The organism is Streptacidiphilus sp. BW17 (genome assembly GCF_041262485.1).
Taxonomy (GTDB): Bacteria; Actinomycetota; Actinomycetes; order Streptomycetales; family Streptomycetaceae; genus Streptacidiphilus.
Genome location: NZ_JBGCCR010000001.1, coordinates 417,405 through 440,966 on the forward strand (window position 1 = coordinate 417,405; position 23,562 = coordinate 440,966).

Sequence of the window (23,562 nt, forward strand, 5' to 3'; positions counted from 1 at the left end):
TTTCCCGGCAGGCACGACCGCCGTGAATTGAGTCGAAGGCGACAAATACGTGGTGCTGCTCGGGGGCGTCGGTCCGGGTGGCCAGGGCGGCCTTGGTCGCGGCGTTCGGGGGAGGGGCGGCCTGAACGGCGTAAGCCTGCTTGCTCAGCGTTCGAGTCGATGCCCTAATTGCCCTATATGAGCGTGTTGTCGGGTGGGTCGATGCCGGTTGCGGCGAGCGTGGTGGGGCTCGCGGTCGCTGCCGTACTCGCGCTCGGTACGCCGCTGGCCTGGGCGAACGAGGCAGGTACCGGTTCCGCTTCGGCCGGCATCACGGTCCGGCTGCCCGACGGCCATCCGCTCCGCTTCGTCTCGGTGCGGTCCGCCCGGACGCCGACCCGGACGCCCGCGCACCGCCCGTCGCACGTGCCCGGCCACCGGCCGCCCGGCGGTGTGGCGAGCGCCCCGCCCGTGAATCCCGCGCCCGGCGGGCCGCCCGGCGCGGACCCGTCCGTGAGCGCGCTGCCGCTCCCCGTGGTCAGCCCGTTGTTCCCGTCCCCGCCCGCGAGCGGCAAGCCGTCGGCATCGAGCGCGGCGTCGAAGGAGCCCCGTCCCGGCGCACCGGGGCGTCCCGCGCCGGGGGGCACGCCGTCTCGTGCGCCGGGCGGGGGCGGGTCGGGGAGCCGCTCGCAGCAGGTGGTTTCCGTGCCCGTCGGTCAGGACGCGGTCCAGCCGATCGACCAGGCGCCGCGACCGGCCGCCAGCGTCCCCCCGCCGCTCGGCCCGCAGGCGGTCCTGCCGCCGGAGTCGGTGCAGCAGGCGGGCCCGAGGGCGCGGTTGGCCGCCCGGGACACCGGCCTGGACCTCGGCCCGCACGCCCGGATGCTCGGCGTGGGTCTGGCCCTGATCGGGGCCGGAGCTGCGCTGTTCGGCTGGCGGATCCGTCGGCTGTAGACCGCACGCAGAGCGAACCGCACACGTGTTCTGTCGAATATCACGCCCTCTTGACACCCCTGTGGGACAGAATGTCGTTCATGAACAGCCCGAGCTCTCGGCCAGAAGAAGGCCCCCAGGTCCTGATCGTCGGCCCCGACGGCATGCCCGTCGGCGCCGGCTCCTCCGTTGAGGGTGAGCCGAGGGAGCTGCCGATAACGGAGATGGTGGAGCAGCCCGCCAAGGTCATGCGGATCGGGAGCATGATCAAGCAGCTGCTCGAAGAGGTGCGCGCGGCACCTCTGGACGAGGCCAGCCGGGTGCGGCTCAGGGAGATCCACGCCAGCTCGGTCAAGGAGCTGGAGCAGGGCCTCGCGCCCGAGCTCGTCGAGGAGTTGGAGCGGCTGTCGCTCCCCTTCACCGAGGACGTGGTCCCCAGCGAGGCGGAACTCCGCATCGCGCAGGCGCAGTTGGTGGGTTGGCTGGAGGGTCTCTTCCACGGCATCCAGACCGCGCTCTTCGCCCAGCAGATGGCTGCCCGGGCGCAGTTGGAGCAGATGCGGCGCGCGCTGCCGCCGGGTGCGCCGGGCCACGACGAGGGCGAGCCGGGCCACGGCGGTATCCACGCCGGTCCGTACCTCTAGTTCTTCCCGCTCTCCTCGCTCCCGCTCTTCTCGTTGTTTGGGCTCCTTTTCCGTAGCCGTACGCGATTTCCCTCTGCGTACGGAAGTTCGCAGCGGTTCAGGGCGGACGCACTGCCGACTGCCTGCGGAGGCTCAGGTTCCGTCCGGTTCAGGGTTGGACCGGACGGAAAACCCGGCTGTGTGAGGCCCTGCCCGTACCGCTAACGTTGGGCCCTGACGGCGCGCCAAGGGGTAGGCCGGTTGGGGGAGACGAGCGCATGAGCGAGCAGGGCGGCGCGGACGGCGCGGGGCGGACGGTCGGCCACGGCCGTTATGCGCTGCGGGACTTGCTCGGCCAGGGCGGTATGGCCACGGTCCATCTCGCGGACGACACGGTGCTGGATCGGCCGGTGGCCGTGAAGACGATGCTCGGCGAGATGAGCCGCGAGCCGTCGTTCCGCGAGCGGTTCCGCCGCGAGGCGCAGGCGGTCGCCCGGCTCAACCACACGAACATCGTCGCCGTGTACGACAGCGGCGAGGACGACACCGACGGCACCCCCGTGCCGTTCATCGTCATGGAGTACGTCGAGGGCTCCTCGCTCAGCTCGGTGCTGCGCAAGGACATCACCGAGCTCGGCGCGATGCCCACCGAGAAGGCGCTGAAGATCACGGCCGACGTGCTGGCCGCGCTGAGCGCCTCGCACGAGGAGGGCCTGGTCCACCGCGACATCAAGCCCGCCAACGTGATGCTGACCAAGCGCGGCGTGGTCAAGGTGATGGACTTCGGCATCGCCCGCGCGATGCAGTCGGGCGTCACCTCGATGACCCAGACCGGCATGGTCGTCGGCACCCCGCAGTACCTCTCGCCCGAGCAGGCGCTCGGCAAGAGCGTGGACGCCCGTTCCGACCTCTACTCGGTCGGCTGCATGCTCTTCGAGCTGCTGACCGGTCGCCTGCCGTTCGAGTCCGAGTCGGCGCTGGGCATGGCCTACCAGCATGTCCAGGAGACGCCGCCGGCGCCGTCCAGCATGAACGCGGCGATCCCGCCCGCGGTCGACGCGCTGGTCGCGCGGGCGCTGCGGAAGGACCCGGCGCACCGGTTCCCGACCGCCGACGCGATGCGCGAGGAGTGCCAGCGCGTCGCCCAGGGCGCGGGCACGGCGGCCAACCAGCCGCAGATGCTGGTCGACGGCCCGCACCAGGGGCACGTCGGCGGCTCCGGCCAGAACGCCGTCTTCCCGGCGGCCCAGGGCCCGTTGAACACCCCGATGCCGCCGGTGCAGACGCCGTACCCGCAGCAGATGGGCGGGCAGCAGATGGCCCCCCAGCACATGGGCCAGACGCCGCCGCCCTACCCGCAGCGTCCGACGCCGCCGCCGTTCGCGCAGCCGCGCCCCACGCCGCCGCCCTTCGCGCAGCAGGGTCCGGCGCCGACGCCGCCGCCGTTCGCGCAGCAGCGGCCCACGCTGCAGCCGTTCACCCAGGCACGGCCGACCCCGGTGCCACAGCGTCCGGCGCCGACTCCGCCGCCGTTCGCCCAGCCCCGGCCCCCGGCGCCCGCGCAGGCTCCGTACGTGCCGTCGGGGGCGCCGCAGACGGACGCCGCGCGCGGCTGCGGCCGGCTGGTGCTGATCCTGTTCATCGTCGGCGTGGTCTTCGCCGGGTTGATAGTGCTGATCGCGGTGCTCGCGTTCAACAGCTCGTCCAACGACAACACCGGCGGACTTGGCAGGACGCCCGTGGCCGGAGTGGTTCAGGCGGACCGTGGTGTGTAGGCCACTTCGTGGTTTCGGCCTTCTGACCTGCGGCGCTCCGCATCGTCCTCCGGAAACCGGTAGCGTGCGGAGTTGGTTCCTCCCTCTCGGGAACGGCTGAGAGGCGCGGCGAAGCGCGATCCCCGGCGCCCGCCCGGTTCAACCGGGCAGTACAAGCAGTACGGGACAGCAGTACGGGACAACGGGGCAGTACGGATCGACGACGGCACGGAACGACGGCGGAGAACGATGGCAGACACGCAGCACCCCGGGGACGAGGACGCCATGGATCCCCGGTCCGGGTACGGCGCTGCGGGAGCAGCCGACGCGTCCGGTCCCTTCGTCACCACCAGTGGCCTGAGCGTCGTGGGCGACGGCCGCTACCGGCTGGTCCGCCGGCTGGGCCGCGGCGGGATGGCGGAGGTCTACGCCGCCGAGGACCAGCGGCTCGGCCGCACCGTCGCGATCAAGGTGCTGCGGCCCGAGCTGGCCGAGGACTCCATCGCCCGCACCCGCTTCACGCGTGAGGCGCACTCCGTCGCCGCGCTGAACCACCACGCCGTCGTCGCTGTCTACGACACCGGCGAGGAGGCGCGCGGCCACGAGACCGTCCCGTACATCGTGATGGAGCTCGTCGAGGGCCACACGGTCCGCGAGCTGCTGCAGAGCAAGGAGCCGCCGCCGGTCGACCAGGCGCTGATCATCACCGCCGGGATCCTCGAGGCGCTCGCCTACAGCCACAAGCACGGGATCGTCCACCGCGACATCAAGCCGGCCAACGTCATCATCACCAACTCCGGTGCGGTCAAGGTGATGGACTTCGGCATCGCCCGCGCGCTGACCGGGGCCACCTCGACGATGACCCAGACCGGCATGGTCATGGGCACCCCGCAGTACCTCTCCCCCGAGCAGGCCCTCGGCAAGGCGGTCGACCACCGCTCCGACCTGTACGCCACCGGCTGCATGCTCTACGAGCTGCTGACGCTGCGTCCGCCGTTCACCGGCGACACGCCTCTCTCCGTCGTCTACCAGCACGTTCAGGACATGCCGGTGCCGCCGTCCCAGGCGAACCCGCGGGTCCCGGCGGTGCTGGACGCCCTGGTGATGCGCTCGCTGGCCAAGGACCCGGACGACCGGTTCCAGTCGGCGGACGAGTTCCGCGCCCACATCCAGCACGCGCTGCGCCAGATGCACGGCGGGACCGGCCCGACCCAGATCCTCGGCCAGGTCGGCGGGGTCTCGCCGACCGCCCCCACGGCGATGATCGCCTCCGCGCCGGGCGACGACTACCACCCGACCACGGTGCTGGGCGCGGCGACCCCGCCGCAGCCGATGCCGGCGGCAGGCGGCGGCATGGGCGGCGCGGTGCCGCCGACCTACGACGACCACTACGACGACGAGGGCGCGGGCCGCAACCGACGCGGACTCTTCGCGGTGATCGCGGTCCTGGTGGTCGCGGCGGCGGTGGCGGTCGGTGTCGCGCTCGCGATGAACGGCAGCGGCGGTAGCGGAGGCGGGCCCACGACGTCGTTGTCGCCGACGGTCACCCCGAGCACGACGCCCTCGCAGACCCCGAGCCAGAGCATCACGCCGTCGCAGAGCCAGACGCCGAGCTACACGCCGTCGTACACGCCGAGCTACACGCCGTCGTCCACGCCCCCGGTCTCCCCGTCGACGACGCCGAGCACGACACCGTCGCAGACCACCTCGGGATCCCCGAGCACGACGCCTTCGGCGCCGGCGACGTCGCCGTCGACGCCGTCCGCGCCGCCGTCGACCGACCACACCACCCCGCCGGGCTCGCCGTCGGCGGGCTCGACGTCCTGACGTTTCGCTCCCGGAGGTAGTTGCAACCCCCAGGAGCGCGGGGCTCTGCTGATGTGCGGCTCCGCCGCGTGGGCGCGGCAAGCCTGGGCGTTCGCTCCCGCAGGTGGCTGCACTTTTCTCAGGGGCGCGAGGCTCTGCTGATGTGCGGCTCCGCCGCGTGGGCGCGACAAGCCACCCAGTGTCGTGAGTCCCCGAACTACCAGGGCCATCCGCACAGGGTGGTAACTCGCGCAGCTCCCCGCGCCCCGAGACAGTGCGACGTCCCTCTGCGAAACAGTGACCCTCACTGTGTGTACGCCTCCGCGACGAGCGGGTAGCGGTCCGTCCACCAGACGATCTGCGCCGCCGCCGCGGGAAACAGCACGCTTGCGCGGTCGTCCCGCCGCGCATAGCGCCAGCGGAGCATCCAGAAGTCGTTGAGCCGCTCCCACCAGACGCGGTGGACCGCCGCGGTCAGGTGCTCGGGTGTCGCGCCGGAGGCCTCGCGGTAGGCGCGGGCATAGGCGGTGATCCGGGTCAGGTCCATGGCACCGCTCGCCTCGTCGGAGAAGAACTGCGTCGCCGCACGAACCGCCTCCTCCGCGACGGGTTTGATGCCGAGCCGGTCCCAGTCCAGGACCGCCGCGACGCGTCCGTCGCGCCGCAGCAGGTTCAGCGGGTGGAAGTCGCCGTGCACCCACCCGGCCGGGGGCGCGCTGCGTGGGCCGGGGCGGCGGTGGGCGTGGGCGGCGAGCAGGACGCGGCGTTCGAGCAGCCGACGCTCCGCCAGGGCGTCGAACGGGTCGGCGGGGTCGCGGCGGGCCCGGGAGCGCGCCGCGGAGAGCAGGTCGGCGATGGTGCGCCGGGTGTCCAGCGGGTCCGCGCTGGGCCAGGGGCCGGGGTCGAGGACGGGCGGCTGGATCCGCCGCAGCTCGGTGTGGATCCGGCCGAGCAGCGTGCCGAGATCGGCCCCGGCGGCGAGGGGGAGGGCCCGCCCGGTCGGTGGCGGCGCGCCCTCGACGAAGGGGAAGAGCGCGTAGCGGCGGCCACGCAGCAGCACCAGGGTCCGCCCGTCCGCCGCCGTCACCGGCGGTACCGTCGGCAGTCCGGCCGCCGCCAGCGCGGCGATGGTGCGGTGCTGGGCGGCGAGCGCGCCGCTGGAGGCGTGGCCGCCGTCGTCGAGGTACTGCTTCAGCACCCATGTGGCCCGGCTACGGCTGCCGTCCTGCTGTTCGATCGTGACCAGCCAGACGCGGTTCAACAGCCCGTGCCGGGTGCGCTCCACCGCGACCGGGCGACCCACCCCGAACCGGGCGACGACCCCCACCAGCCACCCCGGTACGGAACCCGGAACGGCTGATAATGCACTTGTCGGAGCAAAAGCCTGACCCTGCGTCACGAGCCAGATGGTACTGCCGCGTTGGCGGGTACGGCCGTTCGCGATCTTCTCTGACCGGCTCTGATCGTCAGCCTTCGGACGCGTGCATCTTCGCGACGTACGCGGCGGCCTGTGTGCGCCGTTCCATGCCCAGTTTTGCCAGCAGGCTGGACACGTAGTTCTTGACCGTCTTCTCCGCGAGGTGCAGCTCGCCGCCGATCTGCCGGTTGGTCATGCCCTCGCCGATCAGGTCGAGGATCCGGCGCTCCTGCTTGGTCAGACCGGTCAGCCGTTCGTCCTCCTTCTCGCCGCCGTCGCGAAGGCGTTCGAGTACGCGGGAGGTGGCGACCGGGTCCAGCAGCGACTTTCCGGCCGCCACGTCGCGGACCGCCGAGAGCAGGTCGGTCCCGCGGATCGCCTTGAGGACGTAACCGCTGGCCCCGGCCATGATCGCGTCGAAGAGCGCCTCGTCGTCGGAGAAGGAGGTGAGCATCAGGCACCGGATCTCCGGCAGCTCGGAGCGGATCTCCCGGCAGACCTCCACCCCGCTGCCGTCGGGCAGCCGGACGTCGAGCACCGCCACGTCCGGCCGGGTGGCCGGGATCCGGGCCAGCGCCTCCGCGGCCGTGCCGGCCTCGCCGACCACCTCGATGTCGGATTCCAGCGAGAGCAGTTCATGGACGCCGCGACGTACCACCTCGTGGTCGTCGAGGAGAAAGACCCGTATATGTCCTGTATGTCCAGGTTTGCTCATGGTCACAGCCTTGCATACGGCTCACCGAGTTGCCGTGCACGGAGGAGCTTTTGTCCCGGTTTAGGGGTGAGCATGGTAGTTGGACGTCCTAGGACAGAGGAAATTGGGTCTTCCCCTGGGTAACGTTCTCGAAGAGGATCAGGGCACACCTATCCGCCGATCCGATGTCGTCGCCCACCCGAAGCGATGACGCACGGAGCAGGCGACCGGACCGGTTGCCGGCAACCCCGGAGGCCGGAAATACCGAGGAGTGAACGTGACCGTCGAGAGCACGGCGGGGACGGCGACCGCTGCCGTCCCGGAGCTGGTGCAGCTGCTCACCCCAGAAGGCGAGCGAGTCGAGCACCCGCGCTTCTCCCTGGAGACCACTCCGGAAGAGCTGCGCTCCATCTATCGTGACCTGGTCCTGGTACGCCGTTTCGACGGCGAGGCCACCGCGCTGCAGCGCCAGGGCGAGCTGGGCCTGTGGGCCTCTCTGCTGGGACAGGAAGCCGCTCAGGTCGGCTCCGGCCGCGCCCAGCGCCCGGGAGACTGGGCCTTCCCGACCTACCGCGAGCACGGCGTCGCCTGGTGCAAGGGCGTCGACCCGTTGAACCTGCTCGGCATGTTCCGGGGTGTGAACCACGGCGGGTGGGACCCGTACGAGAAGAACTTCCAGCTCTACACCATCGTCATCGGCTCGCAGACGCTGCACGCGACCGGCTACGCGATGGGCATCACCAAGGACGGCTCCGACGACGCCGTGGTCGCCTACTTCGGTGACGGCGCGTCCAGCCAGGGTGACGTCAGCGAGGCCTTCACCTTCGCCTCGGTCTACAACGCCCCCGTGGTCTTCTTCTGCCAGAACAACCAGTGGGCCATCTCCGAGCCCACCGAGCGGCAGACCCGCGTCCCGCTCTACCAGCGCGCGGCGGGCTTCGGCTTCCCGGGTGTGCGGGTGGACGGCAACGACGTGCTGGCCTGCCTCGCGGTCACCCGCTGGGCCCTGGACCGCGCCCGCGCGGGCGAGGGTCCGACGCTGATCGAGGCCTTCACCTACCGCATGGGCGCCCACACCACCTCCGACGACCCGACCCGCTACCGGATCGCGGACGAGTTGGAGGAGTGGAAGCTCAAGGACCCGATCGAGCGGGTCAAGTCCTACCTGGTCCGTGAGGACTGGGCGGATCAGGAGTTCTTCGACGCGGTCGAGGCGGAGAGCGAGCAGTTGGCCCGCCGCGTCCGCGAGGGCGTCCGCAACATGCCCGACCCCGACCCGACCTCGATCTTCGAGCACGTCTACGCCGAGGGCCACGCGCTCGTCGACGAGGAGCGTGCTGAGTATGTGGCGTACGCGGCGTCGTTCGACGGCTCCGAAGAGGTTGGGGAGGGCCGCTGAGATGGCCGCTGAGAACTACAGCATGGTGAAGGCCCTCAACGAGGCGCTGCGGCGCTCGCTGGAGGCCGACCCGAAGACCCTGATCATGGGCGAGGACGTGGGCCGTCTGGGCGGCGTCTTCCGGGTCACCGACGGACTGCACAAGGACTTCGGCGACAGCCGCGTCATCGACACCCCGCTGGCCGAGTCCGGCATCATGGGCACCGCGATCGGCCTGGCGCTGCGCGGCTACCGCCCGGTGGTGGAGATCCAGTTCGACGGCTTCGTCTACCCGGCCTTCGACCAGATCGTCACCCAGCTGGCCAAGATGCACGCGCGTGCGCTGGGCCACGTCAAGCTGCCGATCACCGTGCGCATCCCGTTCGGCGGCGGCATCGGCGCGGTCGAGCACCACAGCGAGTCGCACGAGGCGTACTTCGCCCACACGGCCGGTCTGAAGGTCGTCTCGCCCTCCAACCCGCTGGACGCGCACTGGATGCTGCGTCAGGCGATCGCCTCGGACGACCCGGTGATCTTCCTGGAGCCGAAGCGCCGCTACTGGGACAAGGGTTCGGTGGACCCGCTGGGCGAGGCCCCGACCCCGCTGCACTCCGCCCGAGTCACGCGCCCGGGTCGGGACCTGACGCTGGTCGCCTACGGCCCGATGGTCAAGGTCTGCCTGGAGGCGGCCGAGGCCGCCGCTGAGGACGGCCACCAGATCGAGGTCGTCGACCTGCGCTCGCTCTCGCCGCTGGACATGGACACCCTCACCGCCTCGGTCAAGCGGACCGGCCGCGCGGTGGTGGTCCACGAGGCCCCCGTCTTCATGGGCATGGGTTCGGAGCTGGCCGCCCGGATCACTGAACGCTGCTTCTACTCCTTGGAGGCCCCCGTGCTCCGGGTCGGCGGATACTTCTCGCCGTACCCGCCGAGCCGGGTGGAGGAGACGTACCTGCCGGACCTCGACCGGGTGCTCGACGCCGTCGACCGCGCCCTCGCCTTCTGACGGGGGATGGAGAGCACCATGAGTACTGCGGTTGAGAACGTTCGTCAGTTCAAGATGCCGGATGTCGGCGAGGGACTGACCGAGGCCGAGATCCTCAAGTGGTTCGTCCAGCCCGGCGACACGGTCGCCGACGGCCAGGTCGTCTGCGAGGTGGAGACGGCGAAGGCGGCCGTCGAGCTGCCGATCCCGTTCGACGGGGTGGTGCAGGAGCTGTTCTTCGGCGAGGGCACGACCGTCGACGTCGGCACGGCGATCATCAGCGTCGCCGTTGCGGGCGGCGCTGCGGTTCCGGCGGAGGCGGCTGCTCCTGCGGCTGCCTCCGCTGCCGAGGAGGAGACCGAGCCGGAGCGGCGCGAGGTGCTGGTCGGGTACGGCCCGCGCTCGGGCTCGTCGAAGCGGCGGGCGCGGAAGCCTGCGGCTGCGGCGGCGCCGACGGTCGTGCAGGCGGGCGGGGAGGGGACGTACTACGCGCCCAAGCCGGCTGCGGTTGCACCGGTCACCCCGGCTGCACCGGTCGCTCCGGCTGCTCCGGTCACCCCGACTGCTCCGGCCGTTCCCGCGTCCGGTGAGCGTCCGCTGGCGAAGCCGCCGGTGCGGAAGCTGGCCAAGGACCTGGGCATCGACCTGGCCGCAGTCACCCCGACCGGCCCGCAGGGCACGGTCACCCGCGAGGACGTGCACGCGCACGTCACCGCGGCGACGGCGCCCGTGGCCGTCGCGGCTCCGGTGGCGGCACCGGCCGCTCCCGCCGCCGAGCCGGTCGCGGTCGTGTCGGGTGCGGTCGTGTCGGGTGCGGAGGACGTCCGGATCCCGATCAAGGGCGTGCGCAAGGCGACCGCGGCGGCGATGGTCAGCTCCGCGTTCACCGCGCCGCACGTGACCGAGTGGGTCCAGGTCGACGTCACCCGCACGATGAAGCTGGTCCGCAGCCTCAAGGAGAGCGGCGAGCTGGGTGCGGGCGTGCGGGTCAGCCCGCTGCTGCTGGTCGCCAAGGCCTTGCTGATCGCCATCCGGCGCAACCCGGAGATCAACGCCAGCTGGGACGAGGCCAACCAGGAGATCATCCACAAGCGCCGGATCAACCTCGGCATCGCCGCGGCGACTCCGCGCGGCCTGATCGTCCCGAACATCAAGGACGCGGGCAGCATGGCTCTTCCCGAGCTGGCGGGCGCGCTGACGTCGCTGATCGAGGTGGCCCGCGAGGGCAAGACCTCGCCTGCGGCGATGCAGGGCGGGACGGTGACGATCACCAACGTCGGCGTCTTCGGCGTCGACTCGGGCACCCCGATCCTGAACCCGGGCGAGGCCTCGATCCTGGCCTTCGGCCAGGTCCGGGAACTCCCTTGGGTGCACAAGGGCCGGGTCGTCCCGCGCCTGGTGACCACGCTGGCCCTGTCGTTCGACCACCGGATGGTCGACGGCGAACTGGGCAGCAAGGTCCTGGCGGACACGGCGGCAGTGCTGGAGCAGCCGAAGAGGCTGATCAGCTGGCAGTAGGTGCAGTTGCACCTTCCAGGGGCGCGAGTTGAGGTTGCGCTCCCGCAGGTGGTTGCAACACCTAGGGGCGCGGGGAACTGCGCGACAAGCCACCGTGTGTGGTGAGTCGCCGGGCGCACAGGGCCATCCGTCACAGGGTGGTTCTCGCGCAGTTCCCCGCGCCCCTGTTGTTGCTGGCCACTCGCATCAGTTCCCAGCCCCCTGAGCAACTGCATGGTCCCCACCTGCCGCACCCGGCTCACTCGCGGGGGTGAAGTTGGGCGGGAGCTGTATAGCGGTGAGCGGCACGCGGAGACGATCCGCCCCGTGCGTCGTCACCTGAGTGTGTTTCTGCTGCTCCTGGTCCTGCTCCTGGCGGGCGCCGCCCCGCCGCCCGCGCTGGCGTCCGAGCCGCGCGTTGTCGACGAGGCCACGCTCGTCGACAACGGGCCTGCGGCGAACCGGATCACGCTGGTGCTCATCGGGGACGGCTACACCGCCGACGAACTCCCGCGCTTCCGTGCGCAAGCCGCGGATACCTGGCGGGCACTCAGTTCCGTGGAACCGTTCCGGAGTTACGCGCCGCTCTTCGACGTGCGGCGGATCGACCTGGTGTCGCCGCGCTCCGGGATCGGTGCCGGCTCGCCGCTCGGGATGCACTTCGGGTGCCAGGGCATGCCGCGGCTGCTCTGCGCGGACGACGACGCCGTCACCCGGTACACCGGCACGCCGGACGGGCCCGAGTACGTCATCGCGCTGGCCGACTCCGACCGGTACGGCGGTGGTGGTGGCACCGGGGTGACCACGCTTGCCGCCGGGGCGACGGGCGCCGGGCTCATCATCCAGCACGAGATGGGGCACACCGTCGGGGGTCTCGGCGACGAGTACGACGCCGCGCCGGGCGGGGACAGCGACTTCCCCAACCTCTCCTCCGCCGACGCCGACACGCTCGCGGCCACGCACGCCAAGTGGTGGCGCTGGCTGGGCGCGGAGGACCCCACCGGCGGACTGGTCGGCGCGTACCGGAGCGCCAACGGTCTGTACCGGCCGACCCAGGACTCGATCATGCGGACCCTGGGCGCCACCTACAACCTGCCCTCCCGCGAGGCGATCATCGAGTCGCTCTACCGTCACGTCAGCCCTGTCGACACGGTCTCACCGGCCGCCGACGGCAGCGCGGTCGACGCCGGGACGACGCTCCGCGTCGCGCCCGTGCTCCCCGCAGACCCCGAAGCCGACGGCAGCCGACTGACCGTCAGCTGGACGGTCGACGGCGGGCCCGCGCCCGGCAGTCTGCTGGGTGAGCGCGGGCTGGCGTTCGACACCAGGGGGCTGGAGCTGCCGTCGGGCGCGCGGGTGACGGTCCGAGTCGTCGTCACCGACCGTACGTCGTGGGTCCGTGACGACGCCTTCCGGCGGCGGCGGATGAGCAGGACGTTCAGCTGGGTCGTGACGGCGAAGTGAGGGTTGTGACGGTTCCGACGGGCTGGAGCCGGGCAAGGTCAAGTTCTGCTAACGGGCTGCAGTCACCCTTAGGGGTGACAGGGAGGCATATGAGAGTGTGTGAGCGCAGGTAGGCACTGGGGTGGGGAGATATCGGGTGGGCGAGCGTAAGCGCGGTCGGAGCGTGGCGATCAAGGCCGCTCTTGCGGGTCTTGTCACGCTGGGTGTGGCCGGTGCGTTCGTCGCGCCGACCGCGTTCGGCGCGAGCGCCAACGGGCCGACACCGGCGGCGAGTTCGAGCACCGGTTCGTCCGCTGCGGCTGCTGCCTCCTCGGCTCCGTCCGGTGGGGCCGCGACGCCCGGTGCGCCCGGTTCGGGCAGTATGTCCGTCGCCCCGCGCGTCGCCACGGTGGCCGCCACCACGTGGAACTCCGCCGCCGCGGCGAAGTTCTGGACTCCGGCGCGCATCGCTGCGGCGATTCCGGACGAGGCGGCCCCGGCCAAGGTCGGCGGTTCCGGTGTCCAGGCCGCGTCCACGACCGTCTCCCACGCGGCCACGACCGCGTCCAACACGGTGACCTCGGCCACGATCGCGCACTCGTACCACTTCGGCGGGACGCCGGAGACGGGCATCATCGTCTACGCGTCGAGCAACCTCACCACCCACTACTGCACCGCCAGCGTGGTCAACAGTGCCGGGCGCAACATGATCCTGATGGCCGCCCACTGCAACCCCGGCAGCTGGATGGCCTACGTGCCCATGTACCAGCACGGTGCGCTCAGCCAGCCGTACGGGATCTGGGCGGTCACCAAGGTCTTCAAGGACGCCCACTACAGCAGCGGCGAGTCCGACGCGAGTGACTACGACTACGCCTTCGCCCAGGTCGCGCCGAACGCCTCGGGCCAGCTGATCCAGAACGTGACCGGCGGCTACCACCTCGCCTACACGTCGAGCTACTACCTCTACATCACCGCCCTCGGCTACCCGGACATCTCCTCGGACCCGACGGACGAGGCGATCCGCTGCAGCCCGAACTACCGGACCGGCAAGCTCGCCGGCTACCGGCAGATGGTGCTGTACTGCACCGGTTTCTACGGTGGCACCTCCGGCGGTCCGTGGGTCACCTACTTCAACGGGACGACGGGCAACCTGATCGGCCTCACCGGCGGCTACGAGGAGGGCGGGCCCAACAGCTGGACCAGCTACAGCCCGATCTTCGACAGCCGGATCTTCTCGCTCTTCAGCTACGCGCAGACGCACTGACGCCACCGGCTGATGCCTGGCTGACCCCGGGTGACTCCCGGCTGACTGCGGCTGAGGGGTACGTCTCACTTTCCAGACGGCAGGAACAGGCCCAAAGGTCCTACCTTTAAGCTGTCAGCATCATGTCTGCTGCCGAGCCTGCCGCCGCGTCCGGTACCGCTGCCACCACCGCAACTGCCGCGACCACCGCCGATGGCGCCGACGCGGCGATCGGGCTCCGGCGGGAGCCGCCCGGCGGGCGGGGCGCGTGGACCGCGTGGGGCATCGGCGTCACCGTCTACGTCCTGGCCGTGGTCCACCGGACCAGCCTCGGCGTCGCCGGGCTGGACGCGGCGGCGCGGTTCGGGATCAACGCGTCGGCGCTGTCGACCTTCTCCATTCTGCAGATCCTGATCTATGCGGGCATGCAGATCCCGGTCGGCCTGCTGGTCGACCGTTTCGGCCCGCGCCGCATCCTCAGCGCGGGCCTGGTGCTGCTCACGGCCGGGCAGCTGGGCTTCGCGCTGGCCACCTCGTTCACCCCGGCGCTGCTCGCCCGCGGTGTCCTGGGCTGCGGCGACGCGATGACCTTCGTCAGCGTCCTGCGCATCGGCGCGCGCTGGTTCCCGGCCTTCCGCAACCCCTTCATCGCCCAGCTGACCGGCCTGGTCGGCACGGTCGGCAACCTGGTCAGCACGCTGGTGCTCTCCCAGGTCCTGCACAGTGCGGGTTGGACGCCGACCTTCGCCACCACCGCGCTGTTCGGCGTGGTCGTGCTGGCCGTGGTCGTCCTCGCACTGCGGGAGACGCCGGACAGTGCGCCGCGCGAGCCGCTGTTCGCGCGCCGCGCACGCGCGACCGAAGCAGCGGTCACCCCGCGTCCGGCGGGTTTCTCGCTGCTGGAGCAGATCCGGGTGAGCTGGCGCGAGCCGGGCACCCGGCTGGGCATGTGGGTGCACTTCACCACGGCGTTCCCGGCGTCGAGCTTCCTGCTGCTGTGGGGGATGCCCTTTCTGATGGACGGTCAGGGCATGTCCCGCGCGGAGGCGGGCGGGATGCTCAGCCTGGTGATCCTCAGCGGGATGGGCTTCGCGGTCCTCTTCGGCCAGCTGATGTCGCGCCGGCCGGGCCTGCGGACGCCGACGGTCTTCGCGGTGGTGCTGGGCACCGGCGCGGTCTGGGCGGCGGTGCTGCTGTGGCCGGGCGGCGGCGCGCACGTGCCGCTGTGGCTGCTGCTGGTCCTGGTCGTGGTGATGGGCAGCAACGGCCCCGCGTCCCTGATCGGCCTCGACTACGCCCGCCCGGTGAACCCGCCGGAGCGGGTGGGGACGGCCTCCGGCATCGTCAACATGGGCGGCTTCATCGCCGCGGTCATCGCGCTGTTCCTGATCGGCTTCGTCCTCGACCTCGCGACCCCGCACGGCGGCGCGGACTACACGCCCGCGGCGTTCCGACAGGCCTTCGCGATGCTGTACATCCCGATGGCGCTGGGGCTGTTCCAGATCCTGCGCCTGCGCGGTCGGGCGCTGGCCCGCGAACGCGAGCTGGCGCGCGGGCGGTAGTCGCAGGGGCATTGCACTATCTGGGGGCGCGGGGCTCTGCTGATATGCGGCTCCGCCGCGTGGGCGCGAGGAACCACCCAGTGGGGATGGCCCTGCCCGTTCGGCGACTCACCACACGGGTGGCTTGTCGCGCCCACGCGGCAGGGCCGCTAGTCAGCAGAGCCCCGCGCCCCCGGACGTTTGCAACGTCCCTTGCGCAGAAAGCTCTGCCCTCAGGGTGTGACCGAGAAGTTGTCCAGGATGCGACGCGCCAGCGCCTCGTCGCCCTCGGACTTCACGTCCGCCGACGATCGGGCGATCCGACCGCACGCGAGGCGGGCGTACGTCTCCCAGTCCATGCTGAACCGCGCCGCAGGCGCCAGCGGGACGGTGGCGTCGACACTGCCGCGGCCCCCCTCGTCGACCCGGACGGTGGTCATGAACTCCTGCGCGCCGTGGACGTCGAAGACGACCGTGCAGCCCGCGGGAGCGCCCGCCAGCTTCGCGACGGCGCGCGGCAGCAGCTCGACCAGGTAGTCACGGGTGATGCCCGCCGCCGCGCTGTCCAGGCCGCCGGGAGCGCGGAGCGCCCTGCGGATGTCCTGCTCGTGGGTCCAGACGTCGAAGACGCGGGTGCGGAGCAGCTGGTGGTAGGGAACGTCCCGGGTGTACGGGCCCATCGGCCAGCGGACCTCGTCCGTCGGCTCGTGGCGTGGCTGCCGCAGCGCGCGGGACCTGCGGATGATCGTGTACTCGAGCTCCGCGGTCATCTCCGGAGCGGTGTGGCAGCGCCGCTTGTCGACCGGCACCTCGCAGTAGCGGGTGAACTCGTCGACCACGTGCCGCAGGTCGCGGGGCAGGGTGTGGATCGGTCGGGGGTCGCCCAGCAGCTCCAGCTCCATGCCTATGACGTGGGAGACCACATCGCGGACGGACCAGCCCGGGCACTCGGTGGGGCGGTTCCACTCTCCCTCACTGAGCGGGGCGACCAGCTCGGATATGGCCTCGATGGACTGGGTCCAGGCATCGGCGTACGCCTGAACCGTCTGCTTGTCGGTCACGTTCACGACCCCTTGAGCGGTGCAGCCAATTGCGCTATCGGCACGTTACGCTGCCTGCTGTCCCCAGGTCAGCGCTTTCCGGTGTTGATCGGTCTTGATCGTAGGGCCCCTGACGGAGTGGGTGGTACGGTGCGCGCTTCTCTTGTCCAGATCGATGTCAACGAAGCGGAGTCCGTGGACGACCGCAGGACGCGCGTGAGCGCGCTGGTGCGGGCCCAGCACGGGGCGGACCTGGTGGTGCTGCCGGAGCTCTGGAACCTGGGCGGATTCGCCTACGACGCGTGGGCACCGGGCGCGGAGCGGCTGGACGGGCCGACCGCGGAGGCGATGTCCGCCGCCGCGAGGGGCGCGGGCGTCTGGCTGCACGCCGGCTCGATCGTCGAACGCGACCCGGACGGGCCGCTGTTCAACACCTCGCTGCTCTTCGCGCCGGACGGCGAGCTGCACGCCGTCTACCGCAAGATCCACCGCTTCGGCTTCGACAGCGGTGAGGCGGCGCTGATGGCGGCCGGGCAGGAGGTCTGCGTCGTCGACACGCCGTTCGGTCGGATGGGCCTGGCGACCTGCTACGACCTGCGGTTCCCGGAGCTGTTCCGGGCGATGCTGGACCGTGGCGCGGAGCTGTTCGTCGTCCCGGCGGCCTGGCCGGCCCGGCGCGCCGAGCACTGGTCGCTGCTGGCCCGCGCCCGCGCGGTGGAGGAGCAGGCCCTCGTCCTCGCCTGCAACACCGCGGGCACCCACGGGGGCGTCCCGCAGGCGGGCCGCAGCGTCGTGGTCGACCCGTGGGGTGCGGTCCTGGCGGAGGCCAACGGCGGCGAGTCCGGCAGCGCGGAGGAGGTGCTGACGGTCGACCTGGACCCGTCGGTCGTCGCCCGCACCCGCGAGGAGTTCCCGGTCCTGCGGGACCGTCAGAAGTGGTGACCGGCCACCAAGTGGCAGGAAGATGCCAGTGGGTTCAGTGATGCCACTGATGGCAGTGGTGGCAGATTGAACGGTGACTCACCGAGGTCGCCATGATGATCCACGCTCTCACCGGATTCTGGTTGGCCTGCGACCAACTATGCGGTAGATGTGATGAGTGCCTGACAAAACAGCGTCCCTCGAGACGCCTCTCCCCTCACAGGCGCGCTCTTCGCTGTGGCGCCATCGTGATTTCATGCTGCTCTGGGGCGGCGGTGCGGCCAGCGATCTCGGTTCGGCCGTGTCCACGCTGCTCATCCCGCTGCTGGCTGTTCAGAGTCTCGGAGCGACGACGTTCCAGGTGGCCATGCTGAGCCTGGCCCGCAGACTGCCCGCAGCGGTCTTCGCCCTGCCGGCGGGGGTCGTGGTGGACCGGCTGCGCAAACGGCGGTTGATGCTCTGGTGCCAGGTCCTCAGCGCGCTGGTCGTGGGCTCGGTGCCCGCCGTCGCGTTCGCCGGGCACGTCCAGCTGTGGCAGCTCTACGCCGTCACCGCCGTGGTGGGCAGCATCACCGTCTTCTTCAGCATCGCCGATGCCAGCTACCTGCCCAACGTGCTGACCCGCGAGCAACTCGTCGACGGCAACGGCAAGCTGAACGCCACCGAGACCGCCTCCGACGCGGCAGGCCCGGCGCTCGGTGCGCTGCTGGCCGGAGTGGTGACGGCCGCGCGGGCCGTCGCCGTGGACGGTGTCTCGTACGTGGTCGCCGCTGTCACACTGCTGCTGATGCGCTCGCCGGACCCCCGGCCCGAGCCGGACCGGACCCGGACCGCGCCCGTCAGCTTCCGCGTGGCGATGACCGAGGGCCTGCGCTTCGCCTGGCGTAACCCGGTGCTGCGGGCGATCACCTGCTGCACCGCGACGGCGAACCTGGGCATCGTCGCCGTGGGCAGCCTGGAGGTGGTCTACCTCGTCCGCGCACTGCACACCTCGGGCCCGCTCGTGGGTGTGGTGATCGGGACCGGCGTGCTGGGCGGGTTCGTCGGCAGTCTGCTGGCCAAGCCGCTGACCGCCCGGCTGGGCAACGCCCGGGCGATGTGGGTGTCGTTGATCGTCTGTGCCCCCTTCGCGCTGCTGATGCCGCTGGCGGGCCCCGGCGCGGGACTGATCCTCTACTCGCTCGGATGGGGCGTCTTCAACGCGGGCGGAGCCGTCTACCAGACCGCGCAGATGGCCTACCGGCAGTCGAGCATCCCCAGGGAGATCCTCGGCCGCGTCAACGCCGGTATCCGCTGGGTGATGTGGAGCACGATGCCGCTCGGCGCCCTGCTCGGCGGCACGGTGGGCACCTGGTTGGGGCTTCGCACCGCGCTCTGGGTCGCCACCGGCTTCCTCGCTGCGACGGGCCTGTGGCTGCTCGCCTCACCGCTGCGCGGCTGGCGGGACATTCCGGAGAGTCAGTCCCGCTGATCCGTACGGGCGTTGCGCTGGTTGCGCGTCGAGCGGATCAGGGAGAGCAGCTCGCGCGCCGGGCCCTTGGGCTTCGCGCCCTTGGGCCACACCGCGCGCAGGGGGCGCTCCAGCACCAGGTCGGCCACGGGCACGGCGACGAGCCGGCCTGCGGCCAGATCGTCGGCCACCGCGAGTTCGCTGACCACGGCGGGCCCCGCACCGCTGGTGGCCGCTGACTTGAGCGCTGTCGTCGACGCGAGCGTGAGCAGTGGCTCGGCCAGTCCGCCGACGGGGGCGAGGGCCGCGTCCAGCACCTCCCGGGTGCCGCTTCCGTGCTCGCGCAGGATCAGCCGGGTGCCGGCGACCTCGGCGGGAGAGAGCGGGCTGCGCCGTCGTGCCCACCGGTGTGCGGGGGCGACGAGCACCAGCAGGCGGTCGCGTGCGACGACCACGCCGTCCAGGCCCGTCGGGATCCGCACACCCTCGACGAAGCCGAGGTCCGCCTCCCCGTCGAGGATGTGCGCGGCCACCTCGGTGGAGTTCGCCGCGCGCAGGGTCACGGCCGTGCCGGGCAGCGCCGCGTGCAGGGCCAGCAGCCAGCCCGGCATCAGGTACTCGGCGACGGTCAGGCTCGCCGACACCCTCAGCCGTGCGTCCCGGCGTTCGCGCAGTGCGGAGATTCCGGCGTCCAGCGCCTGCGCCGCGCCCACGACCTGCGCCGCCCACTCGGCGACGAGCGCACCGGCCTCCGTGGGCCGGGAGCCGCGCGGGGAGCGTTCCAGCAGCGTGACGCCGATCTGCCGCTCCATCGCGGCGATCCGGGCCGAGGCCGCGGGCTGGGTGATGCCCAGCTCGGCCGCCGCCCGGCCGAGGCTTCCGAGCCGGACCACGGCCAGCAGCAACTCCAGCGCGCCGAGCTCCGGTACGTGCGAGGAGAGCGGGACGTTCGCCGGGCCTGGGGTCGAACTCATAGCACCAGCTTATGTCCCCATCGGAGAATGATCCCTACCGGCGGCGACGCGCCGGAACGACGGTGGACACATGACCCCCACCGCGCTCGCCCTGCCGCTCACCAGGCGATTCACCCAGCACCCCGTCACCCGTCACCCCGTCGTCGAAGCGGCCGGCCGTTTCGGCCCGAACTGGTACGCGGCGGTGATGGGCACCGCCATCGTCGCCAACGGCGCGCACGTCCTGCCGGGCGTCGGGTCCGCGGGCTGGGCGCAGGTGTGGGCGGAGGCGTTCTGGGCGCTGGGCTTCGCGGGCCTGGTGGCGCTGGCCGGTACGCGGCTCGTGGGCCGTCTGCACCACGCGCGGGTCCGGCCCCTGGACGACCCGTCCGTCGCGGTCTTCCTCGGCTGCCCGCCGATGGCGCTGATGGCCGTCGGCTTCGGTGCGCTGGGCGCGGGCGAGCCCCTGCTCGGACCCGGCCTGGCACTGGCGCTGGACGCGGTGCTGTGGACGCTGGGGACGGTCTACGGGATCTGGGCGGCCGGGACGGTCCTGTACCGGCTGGCCATGCACTATGACGTGGCCCGCGCGGACTCCGCGCCGACCTGGCTGCTGCCAGTGGTCGCGCCGATGGTCTCCGCGACGCTCGGCCCCGCGCTGATCCCCCATCTGCCGTCCGGGCAGGCGCAGTCGACCATGCTGCTCGCGTGCGTGGCGATGTTCGGCATCAGCCTCGTGGCGGTGCTGATGCTGCTGCCGACGCTCTTCGCCCGACTCGCCCACGAGGGGCCGCTGCCACCGGTGTTGATCCCCACGCTGTTCCTGGTGCTGGGCCCGCTCGGGCAGTCCGTCACGGCGGTGACCCAGTTCGCCGCGCACGGCCCGGCGGAGTTCGGCGGCGTCCTGGGCGGCTTCGCGCTGCTCTACGGCGTGCCGGTGTTCGGCTTCGCACTGCTGTGGCTGGCGATCGCGGGCGCGGCGACGGTCCACGGCCTGCGGAACGGGATGCCGTTCGCCATGACCTGGTGGGCGTACACCTTCCCGGTGGGCACCTGCGTCACCGGCGCCGCGGGCCTCTACGCCCGCACCGGTCTCGCCGCCTTCGCGGTCGCGGCGGTGGCGCTGTACGCGCTGCTGGTGTCGGCCTGGGCCGTGGCGGTGGTGCGCACGGCCCGATCGCTGCCGACGTTCCTGCGCGGCTGAGGTCAGGACGCCTCGGGGTAGGTGACCGAGGTGTCGGCCCAGTCGAGGGCGGCGATGATGGTGTGCCGCAGCTGGGCCTCGGTCCAGGTGGTGTCGAACTCGAGCGGCAGCACGGGGGACACCTCCTCGAGCGTCGAGATCATCGGGCTGTGTGCGACTGCCTTGTCGACCAGCAGCACGACGGGCTTGCGAAGCGCGGTGGCCCAGCCGAGCTCCATGCCGACACCGGCCGAGAGGGGCGAGCCGACATACGCGACGGCGAGGTCCGCGGACTGCATCGCCCGGAACGCCGAGGGGACGCGCATGCCTATACCGACACCGCGAGTGGCCCAGACGTCGTCGTGGTGCGTGCTGAACACGCTGACACCGGCGTCGAGCAGAGCCTCCCGCACCGAGGAGATTCTGCCGCGAAGCGCCAGGCTGAAGACACCGTCGGCGGGACCGGTGAGGCGGAGGGAAGGGGCAGCGAGGAAGACGCGCATGGTGCGGCGTGCGTCGGCCGCGAGCTCGGCGTCGGACAGCTCGGTCATCACGATCGGCTCCATCGACAAGGTTGACCGCGAAACGACAAGTCCCGTACGTTGCAGGATGAATGTCGCCCGGTCAGACAGGGATTCAGGTGCCGGCGCCGGCAACCCTTGGGGGGATGCTTCGATGGTGCTGGGAGGAACGTGTGAGAGTCCACGAGAGGCCTGTGGCATGAAGCTGTCGCGCACTGGCATGAGAAGGCGTCACTCGTCGCTGTCCCGTCGCTTCAACAGACCCAGCTGAGCTGCGCGGACGCCTGCCTCGAAGCGGCTTTCGGCGCCGAGCTCCTGCAGCAGGGTGGCGATGTGGCGTCGGCAGGTTCTCACCGACATGCCGAGCCGTCGGGCCACCACCTCGTCCTTGAGGCCTTGGGCGAGCAGTTCCAGCAGTGACCTCCTCAGGTCGTCGGAGGCGTTCTGGTAGCCGGGGCCTTCGTCGAGGAACGGGCTGGAGGTGATCCAGAACTGCTCGAACAGCGTGCAGAGGAACGAGATCAGCACCGGCTCGCGGACGACGAGCGCGCCCGGCATCTGATCGGCGTGGGTGCGCTTGGGGATGAACGCGATCTCGCGGTCGACGATGAAGAGGATGTCGGGCAGTTGGTCGGCGGTCCGTATCTCCGCCCCGGCCTCCACCATGGCGCTGACATAGGACCGCATGTGGAGCTGGGTCCTCGTGGTGTGCTGGTAGATCATCCGGAAGCGCACGCCACGTCGCGCGATGTTGAGGTCGAAGGGCAGGGACTGGAGCTGTGCGGTGCTGCGCTTGCCGCCGGGCTGGACGGTCATGAGGTCACGGGTGCACTTGGTGGCGGCATTGTTGATCAGCAGCTGGACCTCCGCGGGGTCCGAGATGATCTCCAGACCACCGCTCACCGGTCCCGAGATGGTCCGACCGAGGTAGGCCGGCATGAGCTGCAGCAGTTGCTCCCGGGTGCCCTCCGCGGCGGTCCGGTAGGCCCGGATCGCCTCCTCGTAGGGTTCCGCGAGCTTCGCGGCCGCCAGCTCCGGGTTGATCGGCCGTAGCCGTTGGTCGCTGGGGGAGATCGGCTGCAGCAGGAAGTGGGCCACGAGCTCGTCGCGCGCCTGCTCCAGGACATCCTTGTCGAGGCCGGTCGCCGCGGCGGCGTTGTCCCAGACGAACTCTCCGTCCATCAGGGCGCGCCGGTAGATCGCGACTGCCTCCGCGCTCAGAGCGTCGGGGAGCTCCGGGCTGCTCATCGAAGCTATGCCCACTTCATCCCGTTTCATCCTGTGGCCATTTCAGGTCTGGTCATTTGTTGCCACTATCGAATACTGACTGGTGCCAAATGCGTACCCCATTGTGGTGGATGGCCGCCCTCCGGTCGGCGGTCATCCATGGGATCGATCTTGTCCATCTGGTCGGGACGATCCCCGAGAGAGAGGAAATACTCCATGCGCGCGTCGCACCGTACGTTTTGGAGGGCCGCTCTCGCTGGAAGCGTTGCCATCGCGGCACTGATCATCGGCTCCGGCGCGGCGTCCGCTGACACGACTTGGGGCGGTAGTCAACCGTCCGCCGTTGTCGCACAGCAGTAAGAAGCTCCCCGGCCGATCCTCCTCGGCGACCGGGGTAAGCGACAACTGAGGGGCCGTGCCTCCCCGGACACGGCCCCTCAGTTGACGCATTTCTCGTGACATGTCCGCGTCAGCGGGTGTTCCCCTCGCCGCGGGGCTTGGGACGCCAGACGACGAGCGCCGAGCTCTGCTGGTACGGCACCAGGTCGCGGCGGTACGACGCGTGGACCGCCGCGGCTGCGGCCTCCGCCGCGCCCTGGAGTTCGGCGACGCGGGCCTGGAGCGCGGCGACCTGGTTCTCCAGCTCGATGATGCGCTTGATACCCGCGAGGTTGATGCCCTCCTCCTGGGAGAGCCGCTGGACCTCGCGGAGCTGCTCGATGTCGCGGGACGAGTAGCGCCGGCCGCGTCCGGCCGTGCGGTCGGGGGAGACCAGGCCGAGCCGGTCGTACTGACGCAGCGTCTGCGGGTGCAGACCGCTCAGCTCCGCCGCGACCGAGATGACGTAGACGGGGGTGTACTCCGTCAGTTGGTACGCCACCCGCGGGCCGCGTGCCGCTCCGCCGCCGACCGGGTTGGAGCCGACCGGGTTGCCGCCGACCGGGTTTCCTGGAGCCCCCATGCCGGGGCCTCCC

The 23,562-nt window shown here is 71.3% G+C and carries 19 protein-coding genes and 1 pseudogene; 13 read left to right on the top strand and 7 right to left on the bottom strand.

The genetic code is table 11. The annotated features are described in order from the left end of the window. Positions 1-201 precede the first annotated feature (201 nt). From ABH940_RS01860 to ABH940_RS01875, 4 genes and pseudogenes are all read left to right on the top strand, one after another. Positions 202-933, top strand: coding sequence for a hypothetical protein (locus ABH940_RS01860; RefSeq protein ID WP_370071208.1), 732 nt, complete (start codon positions 202-204; stop codon positions 931-933). 80 nt (positions 934-1,013) lie between these two features. Beyond that, positions 1,014-1,556, top strand: a complete 543-nt coding sequence (locus ABH940_RS01865; RefSeq protein WP_370071210.1) for a bacterial proteasome activator family protein — start codon at positions 1,014-1,016, stop codon at positions 1,554-1,556. A 257-nt stretch (positions 1,557-1,813) separates the two neighbouring features. Then, positions 1,814-3,265, top strand: a pseudogene (locus ABH940_RS01870) (protein kinase); the annotation flags it as partial. A gap of 273 nt (positions 3,266-3,538) precedes the next feature. Then, positions 3,539-5,116 carry a protein kinase gene (locus ABH940_RS01875; RefSeq protein WP_370071212.1) on the top strand — a complete coding sequence of 526 codons (1,578 nt, stop codon included), beginning with the start codon at positions 3,539-3,541 and terminating at the stop codon, positions 5,114-5,116. A gap of 283 nt (positions 5,117-5,399) precedes the next feature. Here ABH940_RS01875 and ABH940_RS01880 read toward each other — a convergent pair whose 3' ends face one another. Both ABH940_RS01880 and ABH940_RS01885 read right to left on the bottom strand, forming a co-directional pair. After that, on the bottom strand, positions 5,400-6,422 hold the full coding sequence (locus tag ABH940_RS01880) for a phosphotransferase enzyme family protein (protein ID WP_370071214.1): 1,023 nt from the start codon (positions 6,420-6,422) through the stop codon (positions 5,400-5,402). A gap of 139 nt (positions 6,423-6,561) precedes the next feature. Continuing rightward, the gene (locus ABH940_RS01885) at positions 6,562-7,227 is read right to left on the bottom strand and encodes a response regulator (RefSeq protein ID WP_370071216.1); all 666 of its coding nucleotides are present in this window, start codon (positions 7,225-7,227) and stop codon (positions 6,562-6,564) included. A 250-nt stretch (positions 7,228-7,477) separates the two neighbouring features. Between ABH940_RS01885 and pdhA the strand changes: the two genes are divergently transcribed. From pdhA to ABH940_RS01915, 6 genes are all read left to right on the top strand, one after another. Continuing rightward, entirely contained in the window at positions 7,478-8,605 is a 1,128-nt protein-coding gene (gene pdhA / locus ABH940_RS01890; protein ID WP_370071218.1) for a pyruvate dehydrogenase (acetyl-transferring) E1 component subunit alpha, read from the top strand. A 1-nt stretch (position 8,606) separates the two neighbouring features. Next, positions 8,607-9,590, top strand: coding sequence for an alpha-ketoacid dehydrogenase subunit beta (locus ABH940_RS01895; RefSeq protein ID WP_370071220.1), 984 nt, complete (start codon positions 8,607-8,609; stop codon positions 9,588-9,590). An 18-nt stretch (positions 9,591-9,608) separates the two neighbouring features. After that, positions 9,609-11,087 (top strand): dihydrolipoamide acetyltransferase family protein, encoded by a 1,479-nt coding sequence (locus tag ABH940_RS01900; RefSeq protein WP_370104017.1) that lies wholly within the window; start codon positions 9,609-9,611, stop codon positions 11,085-11,087. 306 nt (positions 11,088-11,393) lie between these two features. Then, a complete protein-coding gene (locus ABH940_RS01905; protein ID WP_370104019.1) occupies positions 11,394-12,530 on the top strand; it encodes a M64 family metallopeptidase in 1,137 nt (378 codons plus the stop codon). A 136-nt stretch (positions 12,531-12,666) separates the two neighbouring features. Beyond that, positions 12,667-13,773 carry a hypothetical protein gene (locus tag ABH940_RS01910; protein ID WP_370104020.1) on the top strand — a complete coding sequence of 369 codons (1,107 nt, stop codon included), beginning with the start codon at positions 12,667-12,669 and terminating at the stop codon, positions 13,771-13,773. A gap of 122 nt (positions 13,774-13,895) precedes the next feature. Beyond that, entirely contained in the window at positions 13,896-15,314 is a 1,419-nt protein-coding gene (locus ABH940_RS01915; protein WP_370104022.1) for a nitrate/nitrite transporter, read from the top strand. 212 nt (positions 15,315-15,526) lie between these two features. Here ABH940_RS01915 and ABH940_RS01920 read toward each other — a convergent pair whose 3' ends face one another. Then, the gene (locus ABH940_RS01920) at positions 15,527-16,354 is read right to left on the bottom strand and encodes a maleylpyruvate isomerase family mycothiol-dependent enzyme (RefSeq protein ID WP_370071231.1); all 828 of its coding nucleotides are present in this window, start codon (positions 16,352-16,354) and stop codon (positions 15,527-15,529) included. Between the two features lie 129 nt (positions 16,355-16,483). Between ABH940_RS01920 and ABH940_RS01925 the strand changes: the two genes are divergently transcribed. Next, the gene (locus ABH940_RS01925; RefSeq protein ID WP_370071234.1) at positions 16,484-17,275 is read left to right on the top strand and encodes a carbon-nitrogen family hydrolase; all 792 of its coding nucleotides are present in this window, start codon (positions 16,484-16,486) and stop codon (positions 17,273-17,275) included. A gap of 157 nt (positions 17,276-17,432) precedes the next feature. After that, a complete protein-coding gene (locus tag ABH940_RS01930) occupies positions 17,433-18,725 on the top strand; it encodes an MFS transporter (RefSeq protein ID WP_370071236.1) in 1,293 nt (430 codons plus the stop codon). Here the strand turns inward: ABH940_RS01930 and ABH940_RS01935 are convergent. Beyond that, positions 18,713-19,678 carry a LysR family transcriptional regulator gene (locus ABH940_RS01935; protein WP_370104024.1) on the bottom strand — a complete coding sequence of 322 codons (966 nt, stop codon included), beginning with the start codon at positions 19,676-19,678 and terminating at the stop codon, positions 18,713-18,715. The two genes, ABH940_RS01930 and ABH940_RS01935, sit on opposite strands and share 13 nt — an antisense overlap. A gap of 70 nt (positions 19,679-19,748) precedes the next feature. On the opposite strand from ABH940_RS01935, the gene ABH940_RS01940 reads away from it, so the two are divergent. Then, on the top strand, positions 19,749-20,861 hold the full coding sequence (locus ABH940_RS01940) for a C4-dicarboxylate ABC transporter (protein ID WP_370104025.1): 1,113 nt from the start codon (positions 19,749-19,751) through the stop codon (positions 20,859-20,861). Between the two features lie 2 nt (positions 20,862-20,863). Here ABH940_RS01940 and ABH940_RS01945 read toward each other — a convergent pair whose 3' ends face one another. The 3 genes from ABH940_RS01945 to ABH940_RS01955 all read right to left on the bottom strand — a co-directional run bounded on the left by ABH940_RS01945 (position 20,864) and on the right by ABH940_RS01955 (position 23,549). Then, positions 20,864-21,391: a hypothetical protein gene (locus tag ABH940_RS01945; RefSeq protein WP_370071242.1), complete on the bottom strand. Its 528-nt coding sequence runs from the start codon at positions 21,389-21,391 to the stop codon at positions 20,864-20,866. 201 nt (positions 21,392-21,592) lie between these two features. Next, the gene (locus ABH940_RS01950; protein ID WP_370071244.1) at positions 21,593-22,609 is read right to left on the bottom strand and encodes a LuxR C-terminal-related transcriptional regulator; all 1,017 of its coding nucleotides are present in this window, start codon (positions 22,607-22,609) and stop codon (positions 21,593-21,595) included. 448 nt (positions 22,610-23,057) lie between these two features. Next, positions 23,058-23,549: a heat shock protein transcriptional repressor HspR gene (locus tag ABH940_RS01955; protein ID WP_370071256.1), complete on the bottom strand. Its 492-nt coding sequence runs from the start codon at positions 23,547-23,549 to the stop codon at positions 23,058-23,060. Positions 23,550-23,562 lie beyond the last annotated feature (13 nt).